A 24007-nucleotide genomic window follows, 5' to 3' on the forward strand; every position below is an offset into this window, starting at 1 on the left:
CCGTGAGCGCCTCCCCCGACAGGGCCGGCATACCCGCCGATCCGCCGGGCGGCGGGCGGGCCGTCGCCGTCTGGAGCATCGGCGTCGCCGTCTACTTCGTTGCGGTGATCTTCCGTACCAGCCTGGGCGTGGCCGGCCTCGACGCCGCCGACCGCTTCCACGTGGGCGCCTCGGCGCTGGCCACCTTCTCCCTCCTCCAACTGCTCGTCTACGCGGGCATGCAGATCCCGGTCGGCCTCATGGTCGACCGGCTCGGCACCAAGAAAGTGCTGACCCTGGGCGCGGTCCTCTTCACCGTCGGCCAGCTGGGCTTCGCGCTGTCGCCCTCCTACGGGATGGCCCTCGCCGCGCGGGCACTGCTCGGCTGCGGCGACGCGATGACCTTCATCTCGGTGCTGCGGCTCGGCACCCGGTGGTTCCCGGCCCGGCGCGGGCCGCTCATGGCGCAGCTGGCCGGGCTCGTCGGCATGGCGGGCAACCTCGTCTCCACCCTCGTCCTCGCCCCCGTGCTGCACGGGGTCGGCTGGACCGCCGCCTTCGCGGGCAGCGCGGTGGCGGGCCTGGTGGTCCTCGTCCCGCTGGTGCTGTTCCTGCGCGACCACCCCGAGGGGTACGGGCCGAAGCCCGCGCCGGGCGGTACGGCGGCCGCCGGGCCAGGCGGGGGCTCCGGCGGGTTCGTGCGCCGCCAGATCCGGGAGTCCTGGGCCGAACCCGGCACCCGGCTCGGCCTGTGGGTGCACTTCACCACGCAGTTCCCCGCGATGGTGTTCCTGCTGCTGTGGGGGATGCCGTTCCTGGTCGAGGCGCAGGGGCTGTCACGGACCACCGCGGGCGGGCTGCTGACCCTGGTCGTCGCCTCGAACATGGCGCTCGGGCTGGTCTACGGACAGGTCGTGGGCCGCCGCCAGTCCGCGCGCATCCCGCTCGCCCTGGGCACGGTCGGCCTCACGGCCCTGCTGTGGGCGGCGGTCCTCGTGTACCCGGGCGACCGGGCGCCGATGTGGCTGCTGGTCTCCCTCTGCCTGGTCCTGGGCACCTGCGGACCGGCGTCGATGATCGGCTTCGACTTCGCCCGCCCGGCCAACCCGGCGGAGCGCCAGGGCACCGCCTCCGGGATCACGAACATGGGCGGCTTCATCGCGTCCATGACCACCCTGCTGACGGTGGGCGTCCTGCTGGACGCCACCGGCGACAACTACCGCATCGCCTTCTCCACGGTCTTCGTCCTCGAAGCGGTGGGCGTCATCAGCATCCTGCGGCTGCGCCCCCGCGCCCTGGCCCGCGAGGCGGACCGGGTCCGCCTCACGATCCCCGCCCAGGAACCGGAACAGAAGCCGGAGCCGGTGCCCCGGGCGTGCCCGCTCCCGGAAACAGCCGGGCGCGAGGCGCCGTAGGGCCACGTCCGCCGGGGTGCCCGGCGGACGGGCTGCCCGCCGGCCGGGCGCGGGTCCTCGTACCGGCCGCTCCCGCTACGGGGTCACGGAGAACTGCGTGAGGATCGCGTCCGCCAGCTCGACGTCGCCCTCCACCTTCACCCGGTCGGCGACGGTGTGCGCCCGCACCCGGCCGGCCGCGAGGCGCACGTACGTCTCCCAGTCCAGGGTCAGGGTCACCGCCGGGCCCAGCGACGGCGATTTGTCCACCGTGCCGCGGCCGTCCGCGTCCACCCGCACCGTCCGCATGAACTCCAGCTGACCGTGCACGTCGATCACCACCGCCGAGTTCGCGGGTGCCCCCGCCTTCTTGGCCACCACCTTCGGCAGCCCGGCCAGGAGGAGGTCCTGCGCCACGTGCGCACCCGGCGAGTCCCAGTTCCCCGGCATCCCCAGCGCCCACCGCAGGTCCTGCTCGTGGATCCACACGTCGAACGCCCGCAGCCGCAGCGCCTGCTCCAGCGTCACCTGGTCACCGAGCGGCCCGCGGACCATCGTGGCCGGATCCCGCTTCTCGTTCCGCAGCTGCCGCGCGCGGCGGATCACGGTGTATTCGAGCTCCGAGGTCATCTCCGGCGCGGTGTGGTGACGGCGTACGTCGACCTGCACCTCCATGTACCGGCTGAACTCGTCCACCACGTGGCGCAGGTCCCGCGCCACGGTGTGGATCGGTCGCGGGTCGCCGAGCTGCTCGCACTCGATGCCGATGATGTGTGACACGACATCACGGACCGACCAGCCGGGACACGGCGTCGCCCGGTTCCACTCGCCCTCCGTCAGCGGGAGGACCAACTCGGATATCGCCTCGATGGAGTGCGTCCACGCGTCGGCATAGGGCTGGAGGGCGGGATGCGGATGGACGGTCAACGGGACCCCTCGCGGTGCTGTTCAATGGCGCGTTTTAAGAAGCTGTGGACTCAGTTTCCAAAACTACGCTGCCGGTGAGCACCCCGGCAGTGCTTTCGTGTGACGATCGTAGGCCCGAGTTGACGGCTTGAACGCCAGGACGGTGGTAGTGTGCGCGCCTCGCTGATCCAAATCGCAGTGAACGAGGGCGAGTCGGTGTCTTCCCGACGTGCCCGCGTGGCCGAGCTCGTACGGGAGCAGGCGGACGCCGATCTCGTCGTCCTGCCGGAGCTGTGGCCGGTCGGCGCATTCGCGTACGAGCAGTTCGAGACCGAGGCCGAACCACTGGACGGCCCGACCTACGAGGCCATGTCCAAGGCGGCGCGCGACGCCGGCGTCTGGCTGCACGCGGGCTCGGTCGTGGAGCGCGCGGGCGACGGCTCCCTCTACAACACCGCCCTCGTCCTGTCCCCGGCGGGCGAGCTGGCCGCCACCTACCGGAAGATCCACCGCTTCGGCTTCGACCAGGGCGAGGCGGTCCTGATGTCGGCCGGCGACTCCCTGACCACGGTGGAGCTGCCGGAGCAGACCCTCGGCATCGCCACCTGCTACGACCTGCGCTTCCCGGAGCTGTTCCGCGGCCTCGTCGACGCCGGGGCCACCACGATGGTGGTCGCCGCGGGCTGGCCCGCGCGCCGCCGCTCGCACTGGACCCTGCTCAGCCGGGCACGCGCCGTGGAGGACCAGTCCTACGTCCTGGCCTGCGGACTGGCCGGCACCCACGCGGGCGTGGAACAGGCCGGGCACAGCCTGGTGGTGGACCCGTGGGGCGAGGTCCTGGCGGAGGCGGGCCCCGGCGAGGAGGTCCTCACCGTGGACCTCGACCCGGCCAAGGTCCCCGAGACCCGGTCCCAGTTCCCGGCCCTGAAGGACCGGCGCCTGCGCTGACGGGATGCCGGTGCCCGCGGCGCCCGCGCAATCCCCGGCGCCCCCGATTGGCGCCGGGGTGAGCGGGCAGACGAAGGGGACGGGCGGCGCCGGCCGCCCGGCACACGAGGAGGAGGCGGGTACGCCGTGACGGACGACGAAGAGGTCGTGCTGGAGGCCGCCCTGGAGCCGCACGAGCCCTCCGCCGCGGAGGTCGAGGCCCGCCGGCGGGTCCGGGAGCGGGCCACCGGGATGACCCACCACAGGGCACAGGCCGCCCTGGAGACGGTGCTCGCGGACGCCGGCGACCTGGAGTCCGCCGCCGCGGCCGTCCGCGCCGAGGCCGCGGAGTGGCAGCGCATCACCGACCTCCTGCTCGACCACGGAGGCCCGTACGCGCCGGAGACCGACGCCTACGTCCAGGGCCAGCTCACGGCACGGGAACAGCACCGGGACTGACCGCGTCCTCCCGCTCCTTCTCCGCCATCCGGATCACGCACACGGCGACCGCGATCAGCAGCGCCGCGTCCGCGTCCTCCCGGACCACGTCCACCGCGTACGTCTCGCGGAGCCGGTACCACTGCCGCGAGACCAGCGCGAGCAGCTCCCCGTCGTACTCGACCTTGAACTCGCGGTCCAGGATCCGCCCGCTGACGTCGAGCTCGGTGCCCTCGGCCAGGGTGACGCGGAAGTGGCCCCGCACCAGCGAGAGCCGCTTGCGGCGGATCACCGCGAGCCGCTGTTCGTCCTGCTCCAGGGTCATCGCGTCCCGCAGCGTGAAGAGCTTCTCCCGCAGGGTGATCAGGATCTGTCCGGCCGGATCCTTCAGCTCCAGCGTGTCCCGGAAGGACAGCGCCTTCCCGTCGACGAGGAAGGCGTGCCGGCCGTCCTCGTCCTCGATCCAGTAGTCGTCCCCGATGGCCAGCATTTTGTCCCGTACGAGGTATTTCATGCGCTGATCAGTGCCCGCGATAGGTTGCCCTCATGCCCCTGCTCTACGTGACCGACCTGGCGTACCCCGCACGCGGCCGCCGCTACTGCGACGAGGACATATTCCTCACGTCCCGGCTGCGCGCCGCGTTCGACCTGGCCCTGTGCCATCCCGCCGACGCGGAGGCCATGCTGCCGCTCGGCTTCGACGCGGTGATCGTCCGCAACAGCGGCCCGGTCCTGCACTACCAGGAGGCCTACGACTCCTTCCGCGCGGCCGCCCTCGCCACCGGGACCCGCGTCTACAACCCGCTCACCGGCCGCGGCGACATGGCGGGCAAGCAGTACCTGCTCGACCTGACGGCCTCCGGCCACCCGGTCATCCCGACGATCGACGACCCGGCCCGGCTGGCGGAACTGCCGCGGGTGCCGCAGTACGCGGTCAAGCCGAAGCAGGGCGCCGACTCCATCGGCCTGACCTTCACCGCGACACCGGACGGCCCGGCCGGGGCCGTGCTGATCCAGCCGCGCATCGACTTCACGTACGAGGTGTCCTTCTACTTCGTCGACGACGCCTTCCAGTACGCGCTGTACGCCCCCGATCCGGCCCGCCGCTGGGAGCTGGAGCTCTACACCCCGACCGGGGAGGACCTGGCCTTCGCCCGCTCCTTCGTCGCCTGGAACACCCTCGACCACGGCATCCAGCGCGTGGACGCCTGCCGCGCGCCGTCGGGCGAACTGCTCCTGGTCGAGCTGGAGGACCTGAACCCGTACCTGTCCCTGGACCTCGTCCCGGCGCCGGTGCAGGACGCCTTCGTCGAGGCGCTCACGGGGTCCCTCCACGCCTTCCTCGGCACCAACCCCTGATGTCAGACCCGGCTGTCAGGCTTTCTCCATGGACAAGCAGACGTTCTGGAAGCTGATCGAGACGGCCCGCGCCGACGCGCAGCCGCAGGAGGTGGCCTCGCGCGCGGCGCAGCTCCTCGCGGACCGGGCGGCGACGGAGATAGCCGCGTCCCAGCAGGTGCTGTGGGACCTGCTGGCGGAGTCCTACCGGGCGCCGCTCTGGGCCGCCGCCTACGTGATCAACGGCGGCTGCTCGGACGACGGCTTCGACTACTTCCGGGGCTGGCTCCTCACCCAGGGCCAGGAGGTCTTCGAGGCGGCCCTGGCCGACCCCGACTCGCTGGCCGCGCACGCCGCGGTTCGCGAGGCCGCGGCGGAGGGCCTGGAGCTGGAGGACGAGAGCACCCTGTCGATCGCCTGGACCGCCTACCGGGCCGCCGTCGGCCGGGAACTGCCCGCGGACTCCTTCACGATCAGCTACCCGGCCCTGGACCCGTCCTGGGACTTCGACTTCGACGACACCGACGAGATATCGGCCCGTCTGCCCCGGCTGAGCGCCCTCTTCGCCTACTCGTAGCGGTACAGCAGGCTCTCGAGCTCCTGCTGCCGGATCTCCTCGATCGTCAGACCGGGGAGATCCAGGTGGGCGAGGGTGATCTCGGCGGAACTGGGCACGGCGTCCTCGGCGAGCCACTGCTCCGGCTTCCACGCGTTGCTGCGCAGGAAGGCCTTGGGGCAGTGCTGGTAGGCCTCCTCGACCTCCACCACGATCGCGCTCCGAGGGGGCTTGCCGACGGAGGTCAGCTGCTCCAGCAGCAGCGGATCGGCGGACACGCAGGCCCGCCCGTTGACCCGCAGGGTGGTGGCCCGCCCGGGGATGACGAAGATCAGCCCGGCCCGGCCGGTCTCCACGATGTTGTGGGCGGTGTCGAGCCGCTTGTTGCCGGTGGCATCGGGCAGCGCGAGGGTGAACTCGTCCAGCACGGCCACGAATCCGGGCGGCCCGCCCCGCGGCGTGACATCACAGGTCCCGTCGGCCCCGGCACTGGCCACGAACACCAGCGACGACCGCCCGATGACGGCCCGGGCCCCCTCGTGAATCCGGTCCACGGCCTTCCGGCGCGCCATCTCGCCGGGACTCTCGTAGAGCTCCCGCAACCCGTCCGTGCTCTCCACGGCGGTAGCGCTCAAGGCCTCGAATATCCGCCCGCTCGGCGGCGTGCTGACTGTCACCCCGACACGCTACCGGGCGGGTCGACTACAGCCCGCCGGTGTCGCCGACCTGGTGTTCCACGCGGTGGCGGATGTAGTCGTCGGGATGGGACCGGGCCGTCGCTGTCGCCGTGTCCACCAGGTCGTGCAGTTCCTGCCTGTAGAACGACTTCCCGAGAGGCAGGCCGGGGATGAGGCAGCGCCGGACGTCCAGGTGCTCGTTGGCCACGAACTCGCGCAGGGCGGCCTCGTGCCACTCGGCGGACACGGCCGAGCGGTCGTCGGGCTCCGCCCGGCCGGCGCCCGGGTTCCGCGCCCGCACCAGCGGCATCCGTAGCGGCAGGGCCGTCCAGTACCAGGCTCGCGCTGCGCCCGCCCGCTCAGGGTCCGTACCGGTCCGCAGGTACCCGAGGAGGGCGGTTCGGGCGCGCCTGCGCCCGAACGCGTTCAGAGCCGGCTCCACGAACTGACGATTGGAGCTCGGGTCGGGGTCGTGGATGCCGGCCTTGACCAGAGCGTCGAAGGATTCCTCGGAGAGGCTCACGCCTTGGCGGCATGCTTCACGCAGTGCCACCCGAGCCCGGTGCTCCCAGGTCCGCCGATCACCGGGCCCCTCCGCAGGAGCGATGTCGAGCCCGACCGTCCGGACGACGTCCGCCAGACACCTGGAGAACGCTTCCCGTCCCTTCTCCGTACGGTTCGGCAGCGCCATGAACCCCTGCACCGGCTGCGCCGCCGCCCCGGGATCGGTCTCGTGCCCGTCCGTGGTCACCGTTGCTCCCCCTTGAGGTACATGTGTGATCTGCCATTCATACCCGGATGGCAAGCTTGAAGCATGAACGATGCAGCCTCGGCGCCCACCCCCGCGCCCGCGCCCCGCCGTGCCCGTGTCCGTGCCCCCGAGCTGATCGGCAAGGGCGGCTGGCTGAACACCGGCGGGAAAGATCTCAGCCTCTCCGACCTGCGGGGACGCATTGCGATCCTCGATTTCTGGACCTTCTGCTGCATCAACTGCCTGCACGTCCTCGACGAGCTGCGCGAGCTGGAGGAGAAGCACCGCGACACCGTCGTGATCATCGGTGTGCACTCGCCGAAGTTCGTGCACGAGGCCGAGCACGCCGCCGTGGTCGATGCCGTCGAGCGCTACCAGGTGCACCACCCCGTGCTGGACGATCCCGAGCTCGCGACCTGGAAGCAGTACGCCGTACGCGCCTGGCCCACGCTCGTCGTGATCGACCCCGAGGGGTACATCGTCGCCCAGCACGCCGGTGAGGGGCATGCGCACGCCATCGCCCGGCTGGTCGAGGAGCTGGAGGCCGAGCACGAGGCCAAGGGCACGCTGCGGCGCGGGGACGGGCCCTACGTGGCGCCCGAGCCGGTGGCCGGCGCCCTGCGGTTCCCCGGGAAGGCGCTGCTGCTGCCCTCCGGGAACCTGCTGGTGTCCGACTCCACGCGGCACCAGCTCGTCGAGCTGGCCGCCGACGGCGAGAGCGTCGTACGCCGCATCGGCAGCGGCGAGCGCGGCTTCGCCGGGGACAGTTTCAGCGAGCCGCAGGGACTGGCGCTGCTGCCCGACGGCAAGGTCGTCGTCGCCGACACCGTCAACCACGCCCTGCGCACCTACGACCCGGCCACCGGGCAGGTCGAGACCGTCGCCGGCACCGGTCGGCAGTGGTGGCAGGGATCGCCGACCTCCGGGCCGGCGCTGGAGGTGGACCTTTCCTCGCCGTGGGACGTGGCCTGGTGGCAGGGCCGGGTCTGGATCGCCATGGCCGGTGTGCACCAGCTGTGGACCTGGGACCCGCAGGCCGGGACGGTCGGGGTCGCGGCCGGCACGACCAACGAGGGACTGCTCGACGGGCCGGCCGCCGAGGCCTGGTTCGCCCAGCCCTCGGGGCTCGCGGCCGCCGGGGACCGGCTGTGGATCGCCGACTCCGAGACCAGCGCGCTGCGGTACGTGGAAGCCGGTGACGAGGGGTACGTCATCAAGTCGGCCGTCGGCACCGGGCTGTTCGACTTCGGGCACCGGGACGGTGACGCGGCCCAGGCGCTGCTCCAGCACCCGCTCGGCGTCACCGCCCTGCCCGACGGCTCGGTCGCGGTGTGCGACACGTACAACCACGCGCTGCGCCGCTTCGACCCCGCCACCGGGCAGGTCTCGACCCTGGCGACGGATCTGCGCGAGCCCAGCGACGCCGTGCTGGTGGGCGAGGACATCGTGGTCGTCGAGTCGGCCCGGCACCGGCTGACCCGGCTGCGCCTCCCGGAGGAGGCGGTACGGGTGGACGCGGTCGCCCACCGTACGCAGCGGGCCGCCACCGAGGTGGCGCCCGGCACCATCCGCCTCGACGTGGTCTTCCAGGCCCCGAGCGGGCAGAAGCTCGACACCCGCTACGGGCCCTCCACCCGGCTGCTCGTCTCCTCGACCCCGCCCGAGCTGCTGGCGGACGGAGAGGGAGCCGGGACCGACCTGTTCCGGGAGCTCGCGCTGAACCCGGACGTCACCGAGGGCGTCCTGCACGTCTCGGCGATGGCGGCGTCCTGCGACGACGACCCCGCCAACGAGTACCCGGCCTGCCACGTCCACCAGCAGGACTGGGGCGTGCCGGTCCGCGTCACCGCCGACGGCGCCGCCCGGCTGCCCCTCGTCCTCGCCGGGATGGACGCCGAGGGCTAGATCGGCCCGCGGCCTTCCTGGGGGGTTCAGCCCTCCAGGAAGGCCACCAGGGCGTTGGCCAGCAGGAACGGGTCGTCCGCGCCGCACAGTTCGCGGGCACTGTGCATCGAGAGGATCGCGACGCCGATGTCCACCGTCTGAATGCCGTGGCGGGCGGCGGTGATCGGGCCGATCGTGGTGCCGCACGGCATCGAGTTGTTGGAGACGAAGGTCTGCCACGGGATACCGGCCCGCTCGCAGGCGGCGGCGAACACCGCGCGCCCGCTGCCGTCGGTCGCGTACCGCTGGTTGACGTTGACCTTCAGGATCGGTCCGCCGTTGGCGCGGGGGTGGTGCGTCGGGTCGTGCCGCTCTCCGTAGTTGGGGTGCACGGCGTGGCCGGTGTCCGAGGACAGACAGATGGTGCCGGCGAAGGCCCGCGCGCGGTCCTCGTACGAGCCGCCGCGGGCGAAGACTGAACGTTCCAGCACGTTGCCCAGGAGCGGGCCGTCGGCGCCGGTGTCGGACTGCGAGCCGTTCTCCTCGTGGTCGAAGGCGGCCAGCACGGGGATGTGGTCGAGCTTGCCGCCGGCGGACACCGCCGCCAGCGCCGCGACGCCCGCGTGCACGGACAGCAGGTTGTCCATCCGCGGGCCGGCCACCAGCTCGCGGTCGCGGCCCAGGTACGAGGGCGGCTCGATGGAGTGGACCATCAGGTCCCAGCCGGCCACCGAGCCCTGGTCCAGGCCCTCTTCCTCCTCCAGGAAGGCGATCAGGTCGCCCTCCTGGACGTCGCCCAGGCCCCAGATCGGCTGCATGTGGCGCTGCTTGTCGAGCTTGAGGCCGTCGCTGTTCACCGACCGGTCCAGGTGCACGGCGAGTTGGGGGACGCGCAGCAGTGCGCGGTCCACGTTCACCAGGCGCTCGGTGCCGTCGCGCAGGGTCAGCCGTCCGGCCAGGCCCAGGTCGCGGTCGAGCCAGGTGTTGAGCAGGGTGCCGCCGTAGATCTCGACGGCGATCTGCCGCCAGCCCTGCGAGCCCGTGTCCGGCAGCGGCTTGACCCGCAGGTTCGGGGAGTCGGTGTGTGCGCCGACGATCCGGAACGGGGTGTGCGGGGACGCGCCTTCGGGGACGAACCATGCGATGAGCGCACCGCCGCGGAGCACGAACTTGCCCCCGGTGCCCGCATCCCAGGCGTCCGTTTCCGACAACTGCCTGAAGCCTGCCTTCTCCAGCCGCTCCGCCGCGTTGGCCACGGCGTGGTACGGCGACGGACTGGCCGTCAGGAAGGTCATCAGATCGTCGGTGTGGCCGCGGTCGAAGCGGGCGGGAGAGCTCATGTGGTTCACCTTAACGACGGTCGTGTTCGTCATGGCCGGACTGCGATCGATGGCCGGAGGTCGGGGGCCGCAGGGTGGGTGATCTGCGGTCCCGTCGGTTTTCAGCCCGGCGGACGCTCGAATCGGCGCTGCAGCTGCCTGCGCTCGCCCCGGCGGATGCGCGGGAGCATCTCCGGGGTCTGCGGGGAGCGCTGCGCGCGTCTCTTGCGTCCGGCGCAGAAGATACAGGCCTCGCCGGGAGGAGCGTCGGGGTCGATCGGCGCGCCGGGATGTTCGGCGCATCCCGAGGCGTTGCGCGGCCGGGACAGTTCGCGGGCGACGATGAAGGCGCGGTGGAGGTCGTCGGCGATGCGGACGAAGTCCTGGTCGGGTGAACCCAGGGTCAGGTGGAAGCGCTGCTCGTCGATCGTGCGCAGGAAGCGGCGCAGGACCTCGAGAGTGAAGGGGCCCTCCGGCACGGGGTAGCCGAGGCGGCGCTGCTCCGCGGCGGGCCCGGCCGGGCCGCCGGTGCGGCCGCCCTGGATGCGCTGTCCGAGGCGTCTGCGGTCGTTGCAGATGAGGCAGCGGCCCCAGCCGTCGGGGGCCTCGGGGTCGAGGGCGCCGTTGGGGTGCTCGGAGCAGCCGGTGTAGCTCTTTGCCGGTGCGAGGGCGGCGGCCGTCTGGAAGGCCACGTAGAGGGCGTCGGCGATGGGGTCGTACTCGGCGGGGTGGGCGCCGTCGTACAGGTCGGTGATGCGGTCGCCGAGCGCGCCCACATTGGCCTGCAGCTCCTTGAGGGCGTACGGACGTCCGGCGGGGACGGAATACCCCCTGCTGCGCTGCTGCTCCTGTGGACTCATACGTACGAGCGTCCCATGAACGACTGACAAGACGGGAACGGATGCCCCGCGCAGGCCAGTGGCCGGGACCCCCCGAGGGGGTCCCGGCCACTGTGCGTACACCGCTGGAGGTGCCTGAGCGGGGCGGCGCTGCCTTAGAAGGCGGCCTCGTCGAGCTCCATGAGGGAGTTGTCGACGACCTCGGCCAGCTGGCGCTGGACCGAGACGTTCGGCAGGACCTGCGACGCGAAGAACTTCGCGGCGGCGATCTTGCCGGTGTAGAAGGGGATGTCCTTCGGGGCGGCGGTCGCCAGCTTCTCGGCGGCCACGGCGGCGCCCTTGAGCAGCAGGTATCCGACGACCACGTCACCCGAGGCCATGAGCAGGCGGGTGGTGTTCTGGCCGACCTTGTAGATGTTCTTGACGTCCTCGCCGGTGGCGGTGAGGTCGACGATCATCTGGCCGACGATGGCCTCGAGGTCGACCGCGGCCTTGGCGAGCGCGTCGCGGGCGCCGGCCAGCTCCTCGCCGCCGACGGCCTCGGCCAGGAACTTCTTCATCGTCTCGCTGAGGATGTTCAGCGAGGCGCCCTGGTCGCGGACGATCTTCCGGAAGAAGAAGTCCTGGCCCTGGATGGCCGTGGTGCCCTCGTAGAGGGTGTCGATCTTGGCGTCGCGGATGTACTGCTCGATCGGGTACTCCTGCAGGTAGCCGGAGCCGCCGAAGGTCTGCAGGGACTGGGCGAGCTGCTCGTAGGACTTCTCCGAGCCGTAGCCCTTCACGATCGGCAGGAGCAGGTCGTTGAGGCCGATCTCGGCGGAGGCGTCCTCGCCCGCGGCCTGCTTGACCTGGATCTCGTCCTGCACGGAGGCCGTGTAGAGGACCAGGGCGCGCATGCCCTCGGCGTAGGCCTTCTGCGTCATGAGCGAGCGGCGCACGTCGGGGTGGTGCGTGATGGTGACCTTGGGCGCGGTCTTGTCCATGAAGTTCGCGAGGTCCGGGCCCTGCACGCGCTCCTTGGCGTACTCCAGCGCGTTCAGGTAGCCGGTGGAGAGGGTGGCGATGGCCTTCGTGCCGACCATCATCCGGGCGAACTCGATGATCATGAACATCTGGCGGATGCCGTCGTGCTTGTCGCCGATCAGCCAGCCCTTGGCGGGGTGCTGATCGCCGAAGGTCATCTCGCACGTGTTGGAGGCCTTGAGGCCCATCTTGTGCTCGACGTTCGTCGCGTAGACGCCGTTGCGCTCGCCCAGCTCGCCGGTCTCCCAGTCGAAGTGGAACTTCGGGACGAGGAAGAGCGACAGGCCCTTGGTGCCCGGGCCGTGGCCCTCGGGGCGCGCGAGGACGTAGTGGAGGATGTTCTCCTCCATGTCGTGCTCACCGGACGTGATGAAGCGCTTCACGCCCTCGATGTGCCAGGAGCCGTCGGCCTGCTGGATCGCCTTGGTGCGGCCGGCGCCGACGTCCGAGCCGGCGTCCGGCTCGGTGAGGACCATGGTGGAGCCCCAGCGCTTCTCGACGGCGAGCTGGGCGACCTTCTTCTGCGCCTCGTTGCCCTCTTCGAAGAGGATGCCGGCGAACGCCGGGCCGGAGGAGTACATCCAGATGGCCGGGTTCGAGCCGAGCAGCAGCTCCGCGTAGGCCCAGATGAGGGAGCGGGGCGAGGTGGTGCCGCCGATCTCCTCGGGCAGGCCCAGGCGCCAGTACTCGGAGTCCATGAAGGCTTCGTAGCTCTTCTTGAAGGACGCCGGGACGGGCGCGGTGTTGGTGGCCGGGTCGAAGACCGGCGGGTTGCGGTCGGCGTCCTCGAAGGACGCGGCCAGCTCGTTCTCGGCGAGACGGGCGAGCTCGGACAGGACGCTCTTGGCGGTCTCGGTGTCCATCTCCTCGAACGGACCGGTGCCGTACTGCTTGTCGCGGCCGAGCACCTCGAAGAGGTTGAACTCGATGTCGCGGAGATTCGACTTGTAGTGCCCCATGGCGACGGCTCCGTTAAGGCTCGGGGAGACAGGTTCCTCGTACATACCAATCGGTAACAACATGATGCTACCCGCCGGTAATAACGGCAACCCTTCCCGGCCGACTGTGACCAGGGTCAAAGCTCGCACCAGACCGTTCTGGTCCCGGCTCCCCGGGTGACCCCCCGTCGCAGCGCGACGGCGTCGAGCAGGGCGAGGCCGCGCCCCGACTCCTCGGTCCCGGTCGCCCGCCGCGGTACGGGCCGCGCGCGCGGATCGGGATCGGTGAGCTCGACCCGTGTACGGGTTGCCCTTCCGGTCCCGGTGACGCGCAGGGGTGACGGGGGTGCCCGCACCGAGGTGGGCGATCACGTTGGGGCCGTTCGTGCGGCGCTGAAGGCCGGGGAGCTACCCGGCTGAGGCCGTCCCCCGCGCCCGCCCCGGGAGGGGACTGGCCGGTACCGGCCGGTATGGGGGCAGGTGCTCGATAGGGTGTGCCGCATGTACGGCTACGACCAGAACCCGGGCGCCCAGCAGCAGTATGCGCAGCAGCCCCCGCAGGGCTACGCGCAGCAGGCGCCGCCGCTGTACCCGGAGCCGTCCCCGCCGTCGCTCGCCGACGCCGTGCGGGCCTTCACCACCGGGTCCCTCTCCGCGGAGGACTTCCAGCAGATCTTCGCCACTTCGAAGGTCTACTGCCCGCGCGGCGACACCCCCGGATTCCTGGCGCTGCACAACACGCAGCAGCCTGTCATCCCGATGTTCACCACGCTCAAGGAGCTGCGGCGGTACGCGGGCAAGGAGTCCAAGTACTTCGTGATCACCGGCGCCGAGGTGATCGACCTGCTGCCGACCGGGTACGGCTTCGTCCTCGACATGGAGGGCGACCACCGGATGGTCTTCGACGCGAAGGCGGTCGAGCAGATGGTCGACTTCGCCATGCGCCGCATGTACGGCTAGAGCCGGACACACATCCGGCTGAGCTCGGGGGCGGGCGCGATGCTGAGGGTGCACTTCACGGCCGAAGACCTGCTCAACGTCACCTTCATGAGCGAGCCGCTGCCGATGGTGGAGCTGGCCATGGCGCTGGTCGCCTGGCAGCGTACCGACGAACCGGCGGTTTTCGGCCGGTGGCGGGGCAGGGTCGGCCGGGAGCTGCCGGGCCGGGTGCGCCCGCTGCTGGACCTGCTGCGCCCCGACGGTGACAACCCCCAGTTCGTCGAGCCGTACACGGCCACGCTGGAGGAGGGGCTCGCCGCCGTACGGGAGGCCGCGCCGGCGCTGACCGGCGGACAGCTCGCCCGCGCCGCGGTCCGGGCGCCCGGGCCGGATTCCTGGCTGCGGGCGCTGTGGGGCCGGGACCGGGAGGCGTGGGACCAGCTGGGCGGGGCGCTCAGGGCCGGCCACGAGGTCGTGGTGGCCCCGCACTGGGCCCGGATCCGGCAGTCCTTCCAGGCGGACGTCGCCTGGCGCACGCGGCTGCTGGCCACCCACGGGATCAAGGCGTGCCTGGCGAGTACGCACCCGCGGGCCGAGTGGTCGGGCACCGTCCTGGAGGTCGACCGGCCGCCGCATTACGACGTCCGGCTCGGCGGGCGCGGGCTGCTGCTGATGCCCTCGCCGTTCTGGACCGGGCGTCCGCTGGTCGCGGCGGGCCCGGGCGGGCCGCAGGGGCCGCCCGTGCTGATGTACCCGGCGCTGACCCCGCTGCCCCTGGTCGGCGCCGGGCCCGCGGAGGGCGCGCTGGACGCCCTGCTGGGCCGCACCCGGGCGGCCGTGCTCCAGCAGCTGGTGCGGCGGCGCACGACGAGCGAGCTGGCCAGGGACCTCGGCATCAGCCTCCCCTCGGTCTCCGAGCACACCCGCACCCTGCGTGCGGCCGGGCTGATCACCACCGAGCGGGACGGCAGGGCGGTGCTGCACTCGGTGACGGGCCTGGGCGCGGACCTGCTGCGCAGCGGCGGCTGACGCACCTTTCGGCCCTGCCCGAAACCATCGCGGCCGCGGCCGGGGCTCCCGAGTATCGGTGCTGCGGGGGGGACACCCGCTCCTACGGACAGGGAGACTGCGATGTCACGTACGTCGTTTCGCACGAAGCTCGCCGCTGTGGCGGCCACGGGGGTGATGGCGCTGGGTACGGGGGTTCTGGCGGCTTCGCCCGCGCAGGCCGCCTGGTGCGGGGTGAGCGGAGGGACGCTGTACTGCGGCAACACCCCGAACATCGACATGTACCGGTGGGCGGGCTTCGGTGCGCCGTACGCGGACACGTTGAAGACCAACCCGAGCCAGTTCGACTGCTGGACCACGGGTGACTGGCACGGCGGCGGCAACAACACGTGGTACGGCGCCCGCGGGGACGTACGGGGAGCGTTCGGGTTCGTTCCGGCCCAGTACGTGAACACCTCCTCGGCATTCGACGCACACCCGGACTGGTACGGGCTCGACCACTGCTGACCTGCGCCTGAGCACACGGCGGCCCCCGGGGGAATGTCTCCGGGGGCCGCTCTGTTCTGTGGGGTGTGGCAGAAAGTTCGAGTTTCAACTAAACTCGACGCAGAAGGAGGTCCTGACCATGCCCGCAGTGACTGTTGAGAACCCGTTGACCCTTCCGCGAGTGGCCGAGCCCCAGGCCGCCGTCCCGCGCAAGGTGCTGGCCGTCGTCTCTGCTCCCGGTGGGTTCGAGGGTGAGGGGTTCCCGGTGCGCCGCGCGTTCGCCGGGATCAACTACCAGTACCTCGACCCGTTCATCATGATGGACCAGATGGGCGAGGTGGAGTACGCGCCCGGCGAGCCGAAGGGAACCCCCTGGCACCCGCACCGCGGCTTCGAGACCGTCACGTACCTGATCGACGGAACCTTCGTCCACCAGGACAGCAACGGCGGCGGCGGAGTCATCAACGGCGGTGACACGCAGTGGATGACCGCAGGTTCGGGCCTCTTGCACATCGAGGCCCCGCCGGAGTCCCTCGTCGTCTCGGGCGGGCTGTTCCACGGCCTCCAGCTGTGGGTCAACCTCCCGGCCTCCGACAAGATGATGCCCCCGCGCTACCAGGACATCGGCGGCGGCCAGGTCCAGCTGCTGACCACCCCGGACGGCGGCTCCCTGCTCCGCGTGATCGCCGGTGAGCTCGACGGCCACCAGGGCCCGGGCATCACCCACACCCCGATCACGATGATCCACGCGACCGTCACGCCGGGCGCGCAGATCACCCTGCCGTGGCGCGAGGACTTCAACGCCCTGGCGTACGTCATGGCCGGGCGCGGGTCCGTCGGCGAGGACCGCAGGCCCGTACAGACCGGGCAGACGGCCGTCTTCGGCGAGGGCGGCTCGCTCACCGTGCGGGCGGACGCGTCCCAGGACTCCAACGCCCCGGACCTGGAGATCGTGCTCCTCGGCGGACGTCCCATCCGGGAGCCGATGGCGCACTACGGGCCGTTCGTGATGAACAGCCAGCACGAGCTGCAGCAGGCCTTCGACGACTTCCAGGCGGGCCGGCTGGGCCGCATCCCCACCACCGCGCGCACCGGGCTCGGCCACCGCGGCGCCGGCGAGGCGGACAGCTGATCGGGCCGGTCGGACGGCCGGCCGGTCGGACGGCCGGGCGGTCGGGCGGTCGGGCGGTCGGGCAGGGCGGGTTCCCGGAGGGGGCCCGCCTGCCCCGTTCTACGGGGTGGGGTCCACCGGTCCGGGCACGGCATCGGCGTACCGGACCCGCAGCTCCGAGATCACCCCGAAGACGGCGGCCGTCAGCGGCACCGCCAGCAGCATCCCCAGGATCCCGGCGACGCTCGCCCCGGCGGTGATGGCCAGCATCACCACGGCCGGGTGCATCTGCACGGTGCGGCTCTGCACCACCGGCTGGAGCACGTAGCCCTCGATCATCTGGACCAGCAGCACCAGGCCCAGCGCCCACAGGCCGATGACCCAGCCGCGGTCGGCGAAGGCCACCAGGACCGCCACCGCGCCCGACAGGAAGGCGCCCAGGTAGGGGATGTAGGCCGTCACGAAGACCAGGGCGGCCAGACCCAGCGCACCCGGCACGTCGAGGATCAGCAGCCCCACGCCGATCAGCACGGCGTCGACCAGGGCCACGAAGGTGGTCCCCCGCATGAACCCCTCGACGGCCTCGAAGGCGCGCCGCCCCATGGCCTCCATCAGATCGCCCGAGCGGACCGGGACGATGGAGCGCAGCGTGCCCACGGCCCGGTCGGAGTCGCGCAGGAAGAAGAAGATCAGCACCAGCGCGAGCAGCACCATCGCGATCATCGAGCCCACCACGCTGAGCCCGGTGACGACGCCCGAGGCGGCCGTGCTGCCGAACTTCGTGAGCAGGTCCTTGGAGTTCGCGGTGATGTCCTCCAGCGAGGTGCCCACCGCTCCGAAGTGCTCGGCGAGGGTTTCGCCGGCCCGCCGCAGCGCGTCGACGATCTGGTCGCCGGTCTCTATGAGCGCGAGGACGACCACGTACGTGGCCCCGCCGACGACTGCGACCACCGCGAGGCAGGTCAGGGCGGCGGCGAGCGAGCGGTTCATCTTCATCCGGACCAGCCGCCGGTGCATCGGCCCGAGCAGGGCCGTGCCGAGCACGGCCAGCAGTACGGGCGTCACGGCGGCTTCGAAGACGATGCACAGCCATACGCCGACGGCGAGGACGGCGGTGACGAGCAGGACGACGCCGCACCAGGCGGCGAGCCGCCGTACGGGCTCGGGCAGGAGGGGATTGGACACCGCCGTATCCAATCACGCCCCGCCCGGCCCGCCCCGCCGCGTCCGACCCGGGGTCAGAACACCGGATCGGCGTCCGTCTTGGACTGCTCGTGCAGCTCGAACCAGATGGACTTGCCCTCGCCCCGCGGGTCCACGCCCCACGCGTCGGCCAGCATCTCCATCAGCAGCACCCCGCGGCCGCTGGAGGACATCTCACCGGGCTGCCGCTTGTGCGGGAGCTCGTCGCTGCCGTCGGCGACCTCGACGCGCAGCCGGCGCGCGCCCAGCTCGCCGACCGCCTCCGCGACCAGCAGCGCGTCGCCGTCGGTGTGCGTCAGTACGTTCGTCACCATCTCGGAGACCATCAGCACCGCCGAGTCCACCTGGTCGGGGTCGGCCCAGTCGTGCAGCAGCTCCCGGATCTGCTGGCGGGCGCCCGCGATCCGTTCGGGTTCCACCTGGGCCACGGTCAGGACGGTCCGGCGCGCGGGGCGGGCCGGGTGCGGCGGTGCGGTGCGGTGGTCCACGGCCTCGCGGCACAGCAGCACCACCGCTATGTCGTCCTCGCGCCGGTCGGCGAGCGGGCCGGTGGTGTGGTGCGAGGACGGCCCGTGCACGGCCTGGACCAGCAGGTCCGCCAGCCGTTCGAGGTGCGGCGGCTCCAGGAGCCCGGCCGTGCCCGTCCCCGCTCCCGTCCCGGCTCCGGTCCCCGCCCCGGTGCTCGGCGACTCGTGCGCGTCGGACTCCAGGACCGCGCGCAGCCGGGCCCAGCCGGTGTCCAGGTCGTGCCCGCCGGTCTCGATGAGGCCGTCGGTGCAGAGCATCATCGTCTCGCCGGGTTCCAGGGGGAACCGGGTGGTGGGGTAGTCGGTGTCGGGGTCGATCCCGAGGGGGAGCCCGCCCGCGGTGGGTCGCATGAGGACCGTGCCGTCCGCCATCCGGATCGCGGGGTCGGGGTGGCCGGCGCGGGCCACCTCCAGCATTCCGGTCTTCGGGTCGCACTCCACGTACAGGCAGGTCGCGAACCGCGGGCTCTGGAAGTCGGAGTCCCGCACGTCGGCGTCGCGGGCGCGGGCGCGGGCGTCCCCGTCCACGTACGGGTCGGACTCCTGCGAGGAGCACAGCCCGGCCAGGAAGCGGGAGGCGCGCGAGAGCACCGCGTCCGGCCGGTGGCCCTCGGACGCGTACGCCCGTACGGCGATCCGCAGCTGGCCCATCAGCCCGGCCGCCCGCACGTCGTGGCCCTGGACGTCGCCGATGACCAGCGCGAACCTGCCCGACGGCAGCGGGATCATGTCGTACCAGTCGCCGCCGACCTGGAGCCCGCCGCCCGTCGGGACGTACCGCGCCGCGATCCGCATGCCGGGGATCTCCGGGCCGAGCTGCGGCATCATCGACCGCTGCAGGCCCGTGGTGAGTTCCCGCTCGGACTCGGCCACCCCGGCGCGCTGGAGCGCCTGGGCCAGCATCCGGGCCACCGTCGTCAGGACGGACCGCTCGTCGGGGGAGAAGGACGCCGGGTGCTTGAAGGCGGCCATCCAGGCGCCCATGGTCCGCCCGGCCACGATCAGCGGCAGGAAGGCCCAGGAGACCCGGTCGAAGCGCTGGGCGAGCGGCCAGGCGGCCGGGAAGCGCCGTCTGTACTCGTCGGGGGTGGGCAGGTAGATCGCCCGGCCGGTACGGACGACCTCCGCGGCCGGATAGTCCGTCTCCAGCGGCATGTCCGTGAAGGGGCCCTCCTCGCACGGATCGTGCCCGTGGTGCCCGATGATCGACAGCCGGTCCCCGGCCGCGCCGAAGACGGCCAGACCGTCCGGGCTGAAGCCGGGCATGGACAGCGAGGCGGCGACCCGCAGCACCTCCGCCGTGGACCGGGCCTCCGCCAGCGCCCGCCCCGCGTCCAGCAGGAAGGCCTCGCGGGAGCGCCGCCAGTCGCCGGTGATGGGGGTGTGCGCGGCCGTGGTGCCGGGCTGGGGCTCGGCGATCTCCTGGATGGTGCCGATCAGCTCGTAGTCCGTGCTCCCGTCGGCCGCCCTCTTCTCCATCGGTTTGGAGCGGCTGCGCACGGTCCGCAGGACCCGGCCGTCCACGTCCATGATCCGGAGCCGGGCCTCGGCGAGCGTGCCCTCGGCGACGGCCAGGTTCACGATCCCGTTGATCTCGTTCCAGTCCACCGGGTGGAACCGGGACCGTACGGCGACCTCCGGGAGGACCACCGGCTCGGGGGGCAGCCCGAGGAGCCGGGCGGCCTCACTGTCGAGGGTGACCGTCCCGGAGGCGTTGTCCCATCGCCACAGGCCGGTCGCGATGGCTGCCAGGACGTCCTCGGTGCGCACTCGGCCATCTTTACAGGTCATATCCGTTACGTGCCTGTTCGCCCGTGCTCCGGGCGCATTTGCGCAGGCTGGAGGGAGTGCCCGACCCGTCACCCTCCCGGACGGTAACCTTGGGACGGTTGAATCCACCCTGGTATCGCGTAGAACTGGATGACTGATGCATCGGTACAGGTCCCACACCTGCGGCGAGCTCCGCGCCTCTGACGTCGCCGCCGACGTCCGACTGAGCGGCTGGCTGCACAACCGTCGAGACCTGGGCGGCATCCTCTTCATCGATCTGCGGGACCACTACGGCATCACGCAGCTGGTCGCCCGGCCGGGCACCGCGGCGAACGAGGCGCTGAGCAGCGTCACCAAGGAGACCGTCGTCCGCATCGACGGCAAGGTCCTCTCCCGCGGCGCCGACAACGTCAACCCGGAGCTCCCGACCGGCGAGATCGAGATCGAGGTCTCCGAGGTCGAGGTGCTCGGTGCGTCCGCACCGCTGCCCTTCACGATCAACACCGACGACGGTGTGAACGAGGAGCGGCGCCTGGAGTACCGCTTCCTCGACCTGCGCCGCGAGCGCATGCACCGCAACATCATGCTGCGCTCGGCCGTCATCGCGTCGATCCGCTCGAAGATGGTGGCCCTCGGCTTCAACGAGATGGCGACGCCGATCCTCACCGCGACCTCCCCCGAGGGCGCCCGTGACTTCGTCGTGCCGTCCCGCCTGAACCCGGGCAAGTTCTACGCCCTGCCGCAGGCGCCGCAGCAGTTCAAGCAGCTGCTGATGATCTCCGGCTTCGACCGGTACTTCCAGATCGCGCCCTGCTTCCGCGACGAGGACGCCCGCGCCGACCGCTCGCCGGGCGAGTTCTACCAGCTCGACGTGGAGATGTCCTTCGTCGAGCAGGAGGACGTCTTCCAGCCGATCGAACGCCTGATGACCGAGCTCTTCACCGAGTTCGGCAACGGCCGCGAGGTCACCTCGCCGTTCCCGCGGATCCCGTTCCGCGAGTCGATGCTGAAGTACGGCAACGACAAGCCCGACCTGCGCGCCAAGCTGGAGCTCGTCGACATCACCGACGTGTTCGAGGGCTCGGAGTTCAAGGCGTTCGCCGGCAAGCACGTGCGTGCCCTGGCCGTCCCGGACACCGCCGCGCAGCCCCGCAAGTTCTTCGACGGCCTCGGCGAGTACGCGATCTCGCTCGGCGCCAAGGGCCTGGCCTGGGTCCGTGTGGGCGAGGACGGTTCGCTGACCGGCCCGATCGCCAAGTTCCTCACCGAGGAGAACCTCAAGGTCCTCACCGAGCGCCTGGGCCTGGTCCCCGGCCACGCCGTGTTCTTCGGCGCGGGCGACTTCGACGAGGTCTCCAAGATCATGTCCGGCGTCCGCGTCGAGGCGGCCAAGCGTGCGGGCCAGTTCGAGGAGAACGTCTTCCGCTTGTGCTGGATCGTCGACTTCCCGATGTACGAGAAGGACGAGGAGACCGGCAAGATCGACTTCTCCCACAACCCCTTCTCCATGCCGCAGGGCGGGATGAAGGACCTGGAGGAGAAGGACCCGCTGGACATTCTGGCCTGGCAGTACGACATCGTCTGCAACGGCATCGAGCTGTCCTCCGGCGCCATCCGCAACCACGAGCCCGAGGTCATGCTGAAGGCCTTCGAGATCGCCGGTTACGAGGCCGAGACCGTCGAGCGCGAGTTCGCGGGCATGCTGCGCGCGTTCCGCCTGGGCGCCCCGCCCCACGGTGGCATCGCCCCGGGTGTGGACCGCATCGTGATGCTGCTGGCCGACGAGCCGAACATCCGCGAGACCATCGCCTTCCCGCTCAACGGCAACGCGCAGGACCTGATGATGGGCGCGCCGACGGTGCTGGAGGAGGCCCGCCTGCGCGAGCTGAACATCGCGCTGCGCAAGCCGGTGGAGACGAAGGCGGCCGAGCGGCCGGTCTCCGACGCGGTCACCCCGGACGCCGGGTCCCCGCGGGGCTGACGCCCGCCGCGCCGATACGCCGAAGGCGGCGCTCCTCTCCTTGCCGGAGGGGGGCGCCGCCTTCGTTGTTCCCGCTGATGGCGACCGCTGACTAGAACTGCTCCAGGACGCCCTTGGCCAGGGCGGCGGAGGTCAGCTCGGTGGGGGCCGGGCCGGCGTGGAAGAAGCCGGCGTTCTCGGCGTCCAGCTTGCGCAGGAAGTCGAAGGCCTTGGAGTCGTGGTCGCCGAAGGCGACGAACTGCCAGTGGATGCCGGGGGCCGTGGTGGCGGCGTCGGCCAGGGCCTGCCGGGCGGGCTGCCGGTTGTCGGGGGCGCCGTCGGTCTGGAAGACGACCAGGGCCGGGCCCTCGCCGCCGTCCTTCTGGTAGCGCTCCACGACGGCCTCGACGGCCACGTGGTAGCTGGTGCGGCCCATCCGGCCGAGCTCGGCGTGGCGGGCCTCGACCCAGGCGGCGTCGTAGCCGTCGAGGGACAGGTCGGCGGTGCCGTCCACCTCCGTGGAGAAGAACACGGTGTGCACGGTCGCCGCGTCGTCGAGGTGCGCGGCGAGGGCGAGGGCGTGGTCGGCGAGGTGCTGGGCGCTGCCGTCCTTGTAGAACCCGCGCATCGACCCGGACCGGTCCAGCACGAGGTAGACCTTGGCCCGCGCCCCGGCCTTCCCCTTGCCGCGGAGGACCTGACCGACGGCCTTGTACGCACCGACGACCTCGGGAGCCCGGCGCTTCACGGCGGCGAGCGCGTGTGCGGGCGCCTCCGGCGCGGTCTCCCCGGCGGCAACCGGCTCGGCCTCCGCCTCCGCCGGCTGCTCAGCAGTGGGGGCGGCCTCGGGCTCGGCCTCGGCGGCGGCCGGCTCGACCTCCGCCTCGGCGGCGACGGCCTCGTGCTCGGCGGCGGCGGCGGCGACGGCCTCGTGCTCGGCGGCGGCGGTGGCGGCCTCGGGCTCGGGCTCGGCGGCGGCCGGGGCCTCGGGCTCGGCCTGGTCCTGCGCCTGCGGTGCCTCCGCTTCGGCGACGGCCTCAGCCTCGGGCTCAGTGGCGGCCTCTGCCTCGGCGGCGGCCGGCTCGGCCTCGGGCTGCTCCGCAGCGGGGGCGGCTGCCGGCTCGGCTTCCGCTTCGGCGGCCGGGGCCTCGGCCGCGGGCTCGTCCTGCGCCTGCGGTGCCTCGGCCTCGGCGGCTGCCGGCTCGACCTCCGCCTCGACGGCGGCGGCCTCAGCCTCGGGCTCAGCAGCGGCCTCAGCAGCGGCCTCAGCCTCGGGCTCGGCGGCGGCCGGCTCGGCCTCGGCGGCAGCCGGGGCCTCGGCCTGGTCCTGCGCCTGCGGCGCCTCAACCTCGGCGGCCACCGGCTCGGCTTCGGCCTCGGTGGCGACCGGGACCTCGGGCTCGGCTGCAGCCTCGGCGGCGGTGTCCGCCTCCGGTGCGGTGGCTTCGGCGGGTGCCTCCGCCTGCGGAGCTTCGGCTTCGGGCGCCGCGGTCGGCTCGGCCTCGGGGGTGGCATCGGCCTTGGCCTCCGCGGCGGCCGGCTCGGGCTCGGCCGGGGGCGCGGGGGTTTCTCCGCCGGGCTTCGCCGCAGGCGCGCGGCGGGCTTCCGGAACCGTCGGGTCCGCCGCCGGGGCGGGGGCCGTGAGGACCGTACCCGGCTCACGGTCGCGCGGAGCGGACTGCGGCGGAACCGTGGGGTTGTCGAAGGACGCCGCCACCAGTTCGGCGGCGACGTCCAGAGGGGTCCGTTCCGCCTGGTTGGGGACAGCGGCCGAAGGGGTGTCCGTAGTGTCCGGAACGGATTCCGCGGACCGTCCGAATACCTTGCGCAACAAGCTCCGAATACCCATGGGCCAGGCCTTTCGCATGTGTGCGTGCGTCATTTGTCCGTGCTGCGCGGTTGATCCCTGCCCAGAGTGGACACGTAAGGTTATCGGCCGCCCGGCTGGATCTTCGGCAGGGTCGCCTTTCGTGGCGCCCGGCTCCGAACCATCCGCACACGGTCGGTGAACTGCCGCTCCGACGTGCCGGGTTC

At 72.0% G+C, this 24007-nt stretch carries 21 protein-coding genes; 11 read left to right on the forward strand and 10 right to left on the reverse strand.

The window, feature by feature from the left end; translation table 11 throughout:
* Positions 1-2 precede the first annotated feature (2 nt).
* Positions 3-1394 (forward strand): nitrate/nitrite transporter, encoded by a 1392-nt coding sequence (locus OG753_RS22625; RefSeq protein WP_405789859.1) that lies wholly within the window; start codon positions 3-5, stop codon positions 1392-1394.
* A 75-nt stretch (positions 1395-1469) separates the two neighbouring features.
* Here the strand turns inward: OG753_RS22625 and OG753_RS22630 are convergent, their stop codons facing one another.
* A complete protein-coding gene (locus tag OG753_RS22630) occupies positions 1470-2300 on the reverse strand; it encodes a maleylpyruvate isomerase family mycothiol-dependent enzyme (RefSeq protein WP_327263511.1) in 831 nt (276 codons plus the stop codon).
* Between the two features lie 150 nt (positions 2301-2450).
* On the opposite strand from OG753_RS22630, the gene OG753_RS22635 reads away from it, so the two are divergent.
* Both OG753_RS22635 and OG753_RS22640 read left to right on the forward strand, forming a co-directional pair.
* On the forward strand, positions 2451-3227 hold the full coding sequence (locus OG753_RS22635) for a carbon-nitrogen family hydrolase (protein WP_327263512.1): 777 nt from the start codon (positions 2451-2453) through the stop codon (positions 3225-3227).
* 126 nt (positions 3228-3353) lie between these two features.
* Positions 3354-3665, forward strand: a complete 312-nt coding sequence (locus OG753_RS22640; protein WP_327263513.1) for a hypothetical protein — start codon at positions 3354-3356, stop codon at positions 3663-3665.
* Here OG753_RS22640 and OG753_RS22645 read toward each other — a convergent pair.
* Positions 3637-4158, reverse strand: a complete 522-nt coding sequence (locus OG753_RS22645) for an LURP-one-related family protein (protein WP_327263514.1) — start codon at positions 4156-4158, stop codon at positions 3637-3639. The genes OG753_RS22640 and OG753_RS22645 overlap by 29 nt on opposite strands.
* Before the next feature lie 32 nt (positions 4159-4190).
* On the opposite strand from OG753_RS22645, the gene OG753_RS22650 reads away from it, so the two are divergent.
* A complete protein-coding gene (locus OG753_RS22650; RefSeq protein ID WP_405789862.1) occupies positions 4191-5003 on the forward strand; it encodes a hypothetical protein in 813 nt (270 codons plus the stop codon).
* Between the two features lie 28 nt (positions 5004-5031).
* Positions 5032-5559, forward strand: a complete 528-nt coding sequence (locus tag OG753_RS22655) for a DUF4240 domain-containing protein (protein ID WP_327263516.1) — start codon at positions 5032-5034, stop codon at positions 5557-5559.
* On the opposite strand, the gene OG753_RS22660 is transcribed toward OG753_RS22655, so the two are convergent.
* Complete coding sequence (locus OG753_RS22660; RefSeq protein ID WP_327263517.1) at positions 5550-6215, reverse strand: MSMEG_1061 family FMN-dependent PPOX-type flavoprotein; 666 nt, start codon at positions 6213-6215, stop codon at positions 5550-5552. The two genes, OG753_RS22655 and OG753_RS22660, sit on opposite strands and share 10 nt — an antisense overlap.
* Positions 6216-6240: 25 nt before the next feature.
* Positions 6241-6966 (reverse strand): hypothetical protein, encoded by a 726-nt coding sequence (locus OG753_RS22665; protein WP_405789864.1) that lies wholly within the window; start codon positions 6964-6966, stop codon positions 6241-6243.
* A 63-nt stretch (positions 6967-7029) separates the two neighbouring features.
* Between OG753_RS22665 and OG753_RS22670 the strand changes: the two genes are divergently transcribed.
* Positions 7030-8871 (forward strand): NHL domain-containing thioredoxin family protein, encoded by a 1842-nt coding sequence (locus OG753_RS22670; RefSeq protein WP_405789866.1) that lies wholly within the window; start codon positions 7030-7032, stop codon positions 8869-8871.
* A 26-nt stretch (positions 8872-8897) separates the two neighbouring features.
* Here OG753_RS22670 and OG753_RS22675 read toward each other — a convergent pair whose 3' ends face one another.
* The 3 genes from OG753_RS22675 to OG753_RS22685 all read right to left on the reverse strand — a co-directional run bounded on the left by OG753_RS22675 (position 8898) and on the right by OG753_RS22685 (position 12990).
* Positions 8898-10190 carry a M18 family aminopeptidase gene (locus tag OG753_RS22675; protein WP_327263520.1) on the reverse strand — a complete coding sequence of 431 codons (1293 nt, stop codon included), beginning with the start codon at positions 10188-10190 and terminating at the stop codon, positions 8898-8900.
* Between the two features lie 101 nt (positions 10191-10291).
* Positions 10292-11029 (reverse strand): hypothetical protein, encoded by a 738-nt coding sequence (locus OG753_RS22680; protein WP_327263521.1) that lies wholly within the window; start codon positions 11027-11029, stop codon positions 10292-10294.
* Positions 11030-11163: 134 nt separating this feature from the next.
* On the reverse strand, positions 11164-12990 hold the full coding sequence (locus tag OG753_RS22685; RefSeq protein ID WP_327263522.1) for an acyl-CoA dehydrogenase: 1827 nt from the start codon (positions 12988-12990) through the stop codon (positions 11164-11166).
* Positions 12991-13470: 480 nt separating this feature from the next.
* Between OG753_RS22685 and OG753_RS22690 the strand changes: the two genes are divergently transcribed.
* The 4 genes from OG753_RS22690 (at position 13471) to OG753_RS22705 (ending at position 16534) form a co-directional block, all read left to right on the forward strand.
* Positions 13471-13929, forward strand: coding sequence for an SseB family protein (locus OG753_RS22690; protein ID WP_327263523.1), 459 nt, complete (start codon positions 13471-13473; stop codon positions 13927-13929).
* A gap of 39 nt (positions 13930-13968) precedes the next feature.
* Complete coding sequence (locus OG753_RS22695; RefSeq protein WP_405789868.1) at positions 13969-14937, forward strand: helix-turn-helix domain-containing protein; 969 nt, start codon at positions 13969-13971, stop codon at positions 14935-14937.
* Positions 14938-15039: 102 nt separating this feature from the next.
* Positions 15040-15423: a hypothetical protein gene (locus OG753_RS22700; protein ID WP_327263525.1), complete on the forward strand. Its 384-nt coding sequence runs from the start codon at positions 15040-15042 to the stop codon at positions 15421-15423.
* 118 nt (positions 15424-15541) lie between these two features.
* Positions 15542-16534, forward strand: a complete 993-nt coding sequence (locus OG753_RS22705) for a pirin family protein (protein WP_327263526.1) — start codon at positions 15542-15544, stop codon at positions 16532-16534.
* A 99-nt stretch (positions 16535-16633) separates the two neighbouring features.
* Here OG753_RS22705 and OG753_RS22710 read toward each other — a convergent pair whose 3' ends face one another.
* Both OG753_RS22710 and OG753_RS22715 read right to left on the reverse strand, forming a co-directional pair.
* Positions 16634-17698, reverse strand: coding sequence for an AI-2E family transporter (locus tag OG753_RS22710; protein WP_405789871.1), 1065 nt, complete (start codon positions 17696-17698; stop codon positions 16634-16636).
* A 53-nt stretch (positions 17699-17751) separates the two neighbouring features.
* The gene (locus OG753_RS22715; protein ID WP_405789873.1) at positions 17752-20013 is read right to left on the reverse strand and encodes a SpoIIE family protein phosphatase; all 2262 of its coding nucleotides are present in this window, start codon (positions 20011-20013) and stop codon (positions 17752-17754) included.
* A gap of 157 nt (positions 20014-20170) precedes the next feature.
* Here OG753_RS22715 and aspS point away from each other — a divergent pair, with 157 nt between their 5' ends.
* The gene (gene aspS, locus OG753_RS22720) at positions 20171-21994 is read left to right on the forward strand and encodes an aspartate--tRNA ligase (RefSeq protein WP_405789875.1); all 1824 of its coding nucleotides are present in this window, start codon (positions 20171-20173) and stop codon (positions 21992-21994) included.
* 91 nt (positions 21995-22085) lie between these two features.
* Here the strand turns inward: aspS and OG753_RS22725 are convergent, their stop codons facing one another.
* The gene (locus OG753_RS22725; protein WP_405789877.1) at positions 22086-23822 is read right to left on the reverse strand and encodes a VWA domain-containing protein; all 1737 of its coding nucleotides are present in this window, start codon (positions 23820-23822) and stop codon (positions 22086-22088) included.
* Between the last annotated feature and the right edge of the window lie 185 nt (positions 23823-24007).

This window comes from Streptomyces sp. NBC_00029 (assembly GCF_045160505.1).
Lineage (GTDB): Bacteria > Actinomycetota > Actinomycetes > Streptomycetales > Streptomycetaceae > Streptomyces.

Coding starts and splice junctions, on each gene's coding strand:
- OG753_RS22685 (WP_327263522.1), bottom strand. CDS start 12,990: ATGGGGCACTACAAGTCGAATCTCCGCGACATCGAGTTCAACCTCTTC.
- aspS (WP_405789875.1), top strand. CDS start 20,171: ATGCATCGGTACAGGTCCCACACCTGCGGCGAGCTCCGCGCCTCTGAC.
- OG753_RS22705 (WP_327263526.1), top strand. CDS start 15,542: ATGCCCGCAGTGACTGTTGAGAACCCGTTGACCCTTCCGCGAGTGGCC.
- OG753_RS22725 (WP_405789877.1), bottom strand. CDS start 23,822: ATGGGTATTCGGAGCTTGTTGCGCAAGGTATTCGGACGGTCCGCGGAA.
- OG753_RS22645 (WP_327263514.1), bottom strand. CDS start 4,158: ATGAAATACCTCGTACGGGACAAAATGCTGGCCATCGGGGACGACTAC.
- OG753_RS22695 (WP_405789868.1), top strand. CDS start 13,969: ATGCTGAGGGTGCACTTCACGGCCGAAGACCTGCTCAACGTCACCTTC.
- OG753_RS22670 (WP_405789866.1), top strand. CDS start 7,030: ATGAACGATGCAGCCTCGGCGCCCACCCCCGCGCCCGCGCCCCGCCGT.
- OG753_RS22655 (WP_327263516.1), top strand. CDS start 5,032: ATGGACAAGCAGACGTTCTGGAAGCTGATCGAGACGGCCCGCGCCGAC.
- OG753_RS22700 (WP_327263525.1), top strand. CDS start 15,040: ATGTCACGTACGTCGTTTCGCACGAAGCTCGCCGCTGTGGCGGCCACG.
- OG753_RS22690 (WP_327263523.1), top strand. CDS start 13,471: ATGTACGGCTACGACCAGAACCCGGGCGCCCAGCAGCAGTATGCGCAG.
- OG753_RS22650 (WP_405789862.1), top strand. CDS start 4,191: ATGCCCCTGCTCTACGTGACCGACCTGGCGTACCCCGCACGCGGCCGC.
- OG753_RS22680 (WP_327263521.1), bottom strand. CDS start 11,029: ATGAGTCCACAGGAGCAGCAGCGCAGCAGGGGGTATTCCGTCCCCGCC.
- OG753_RS22675 (WP_327263520.1), bottom strand. CDS start 10,190: ATGAGCTCTCCCGCCCGCTTCGACCGCGGCCACACCGACGATCTGATG.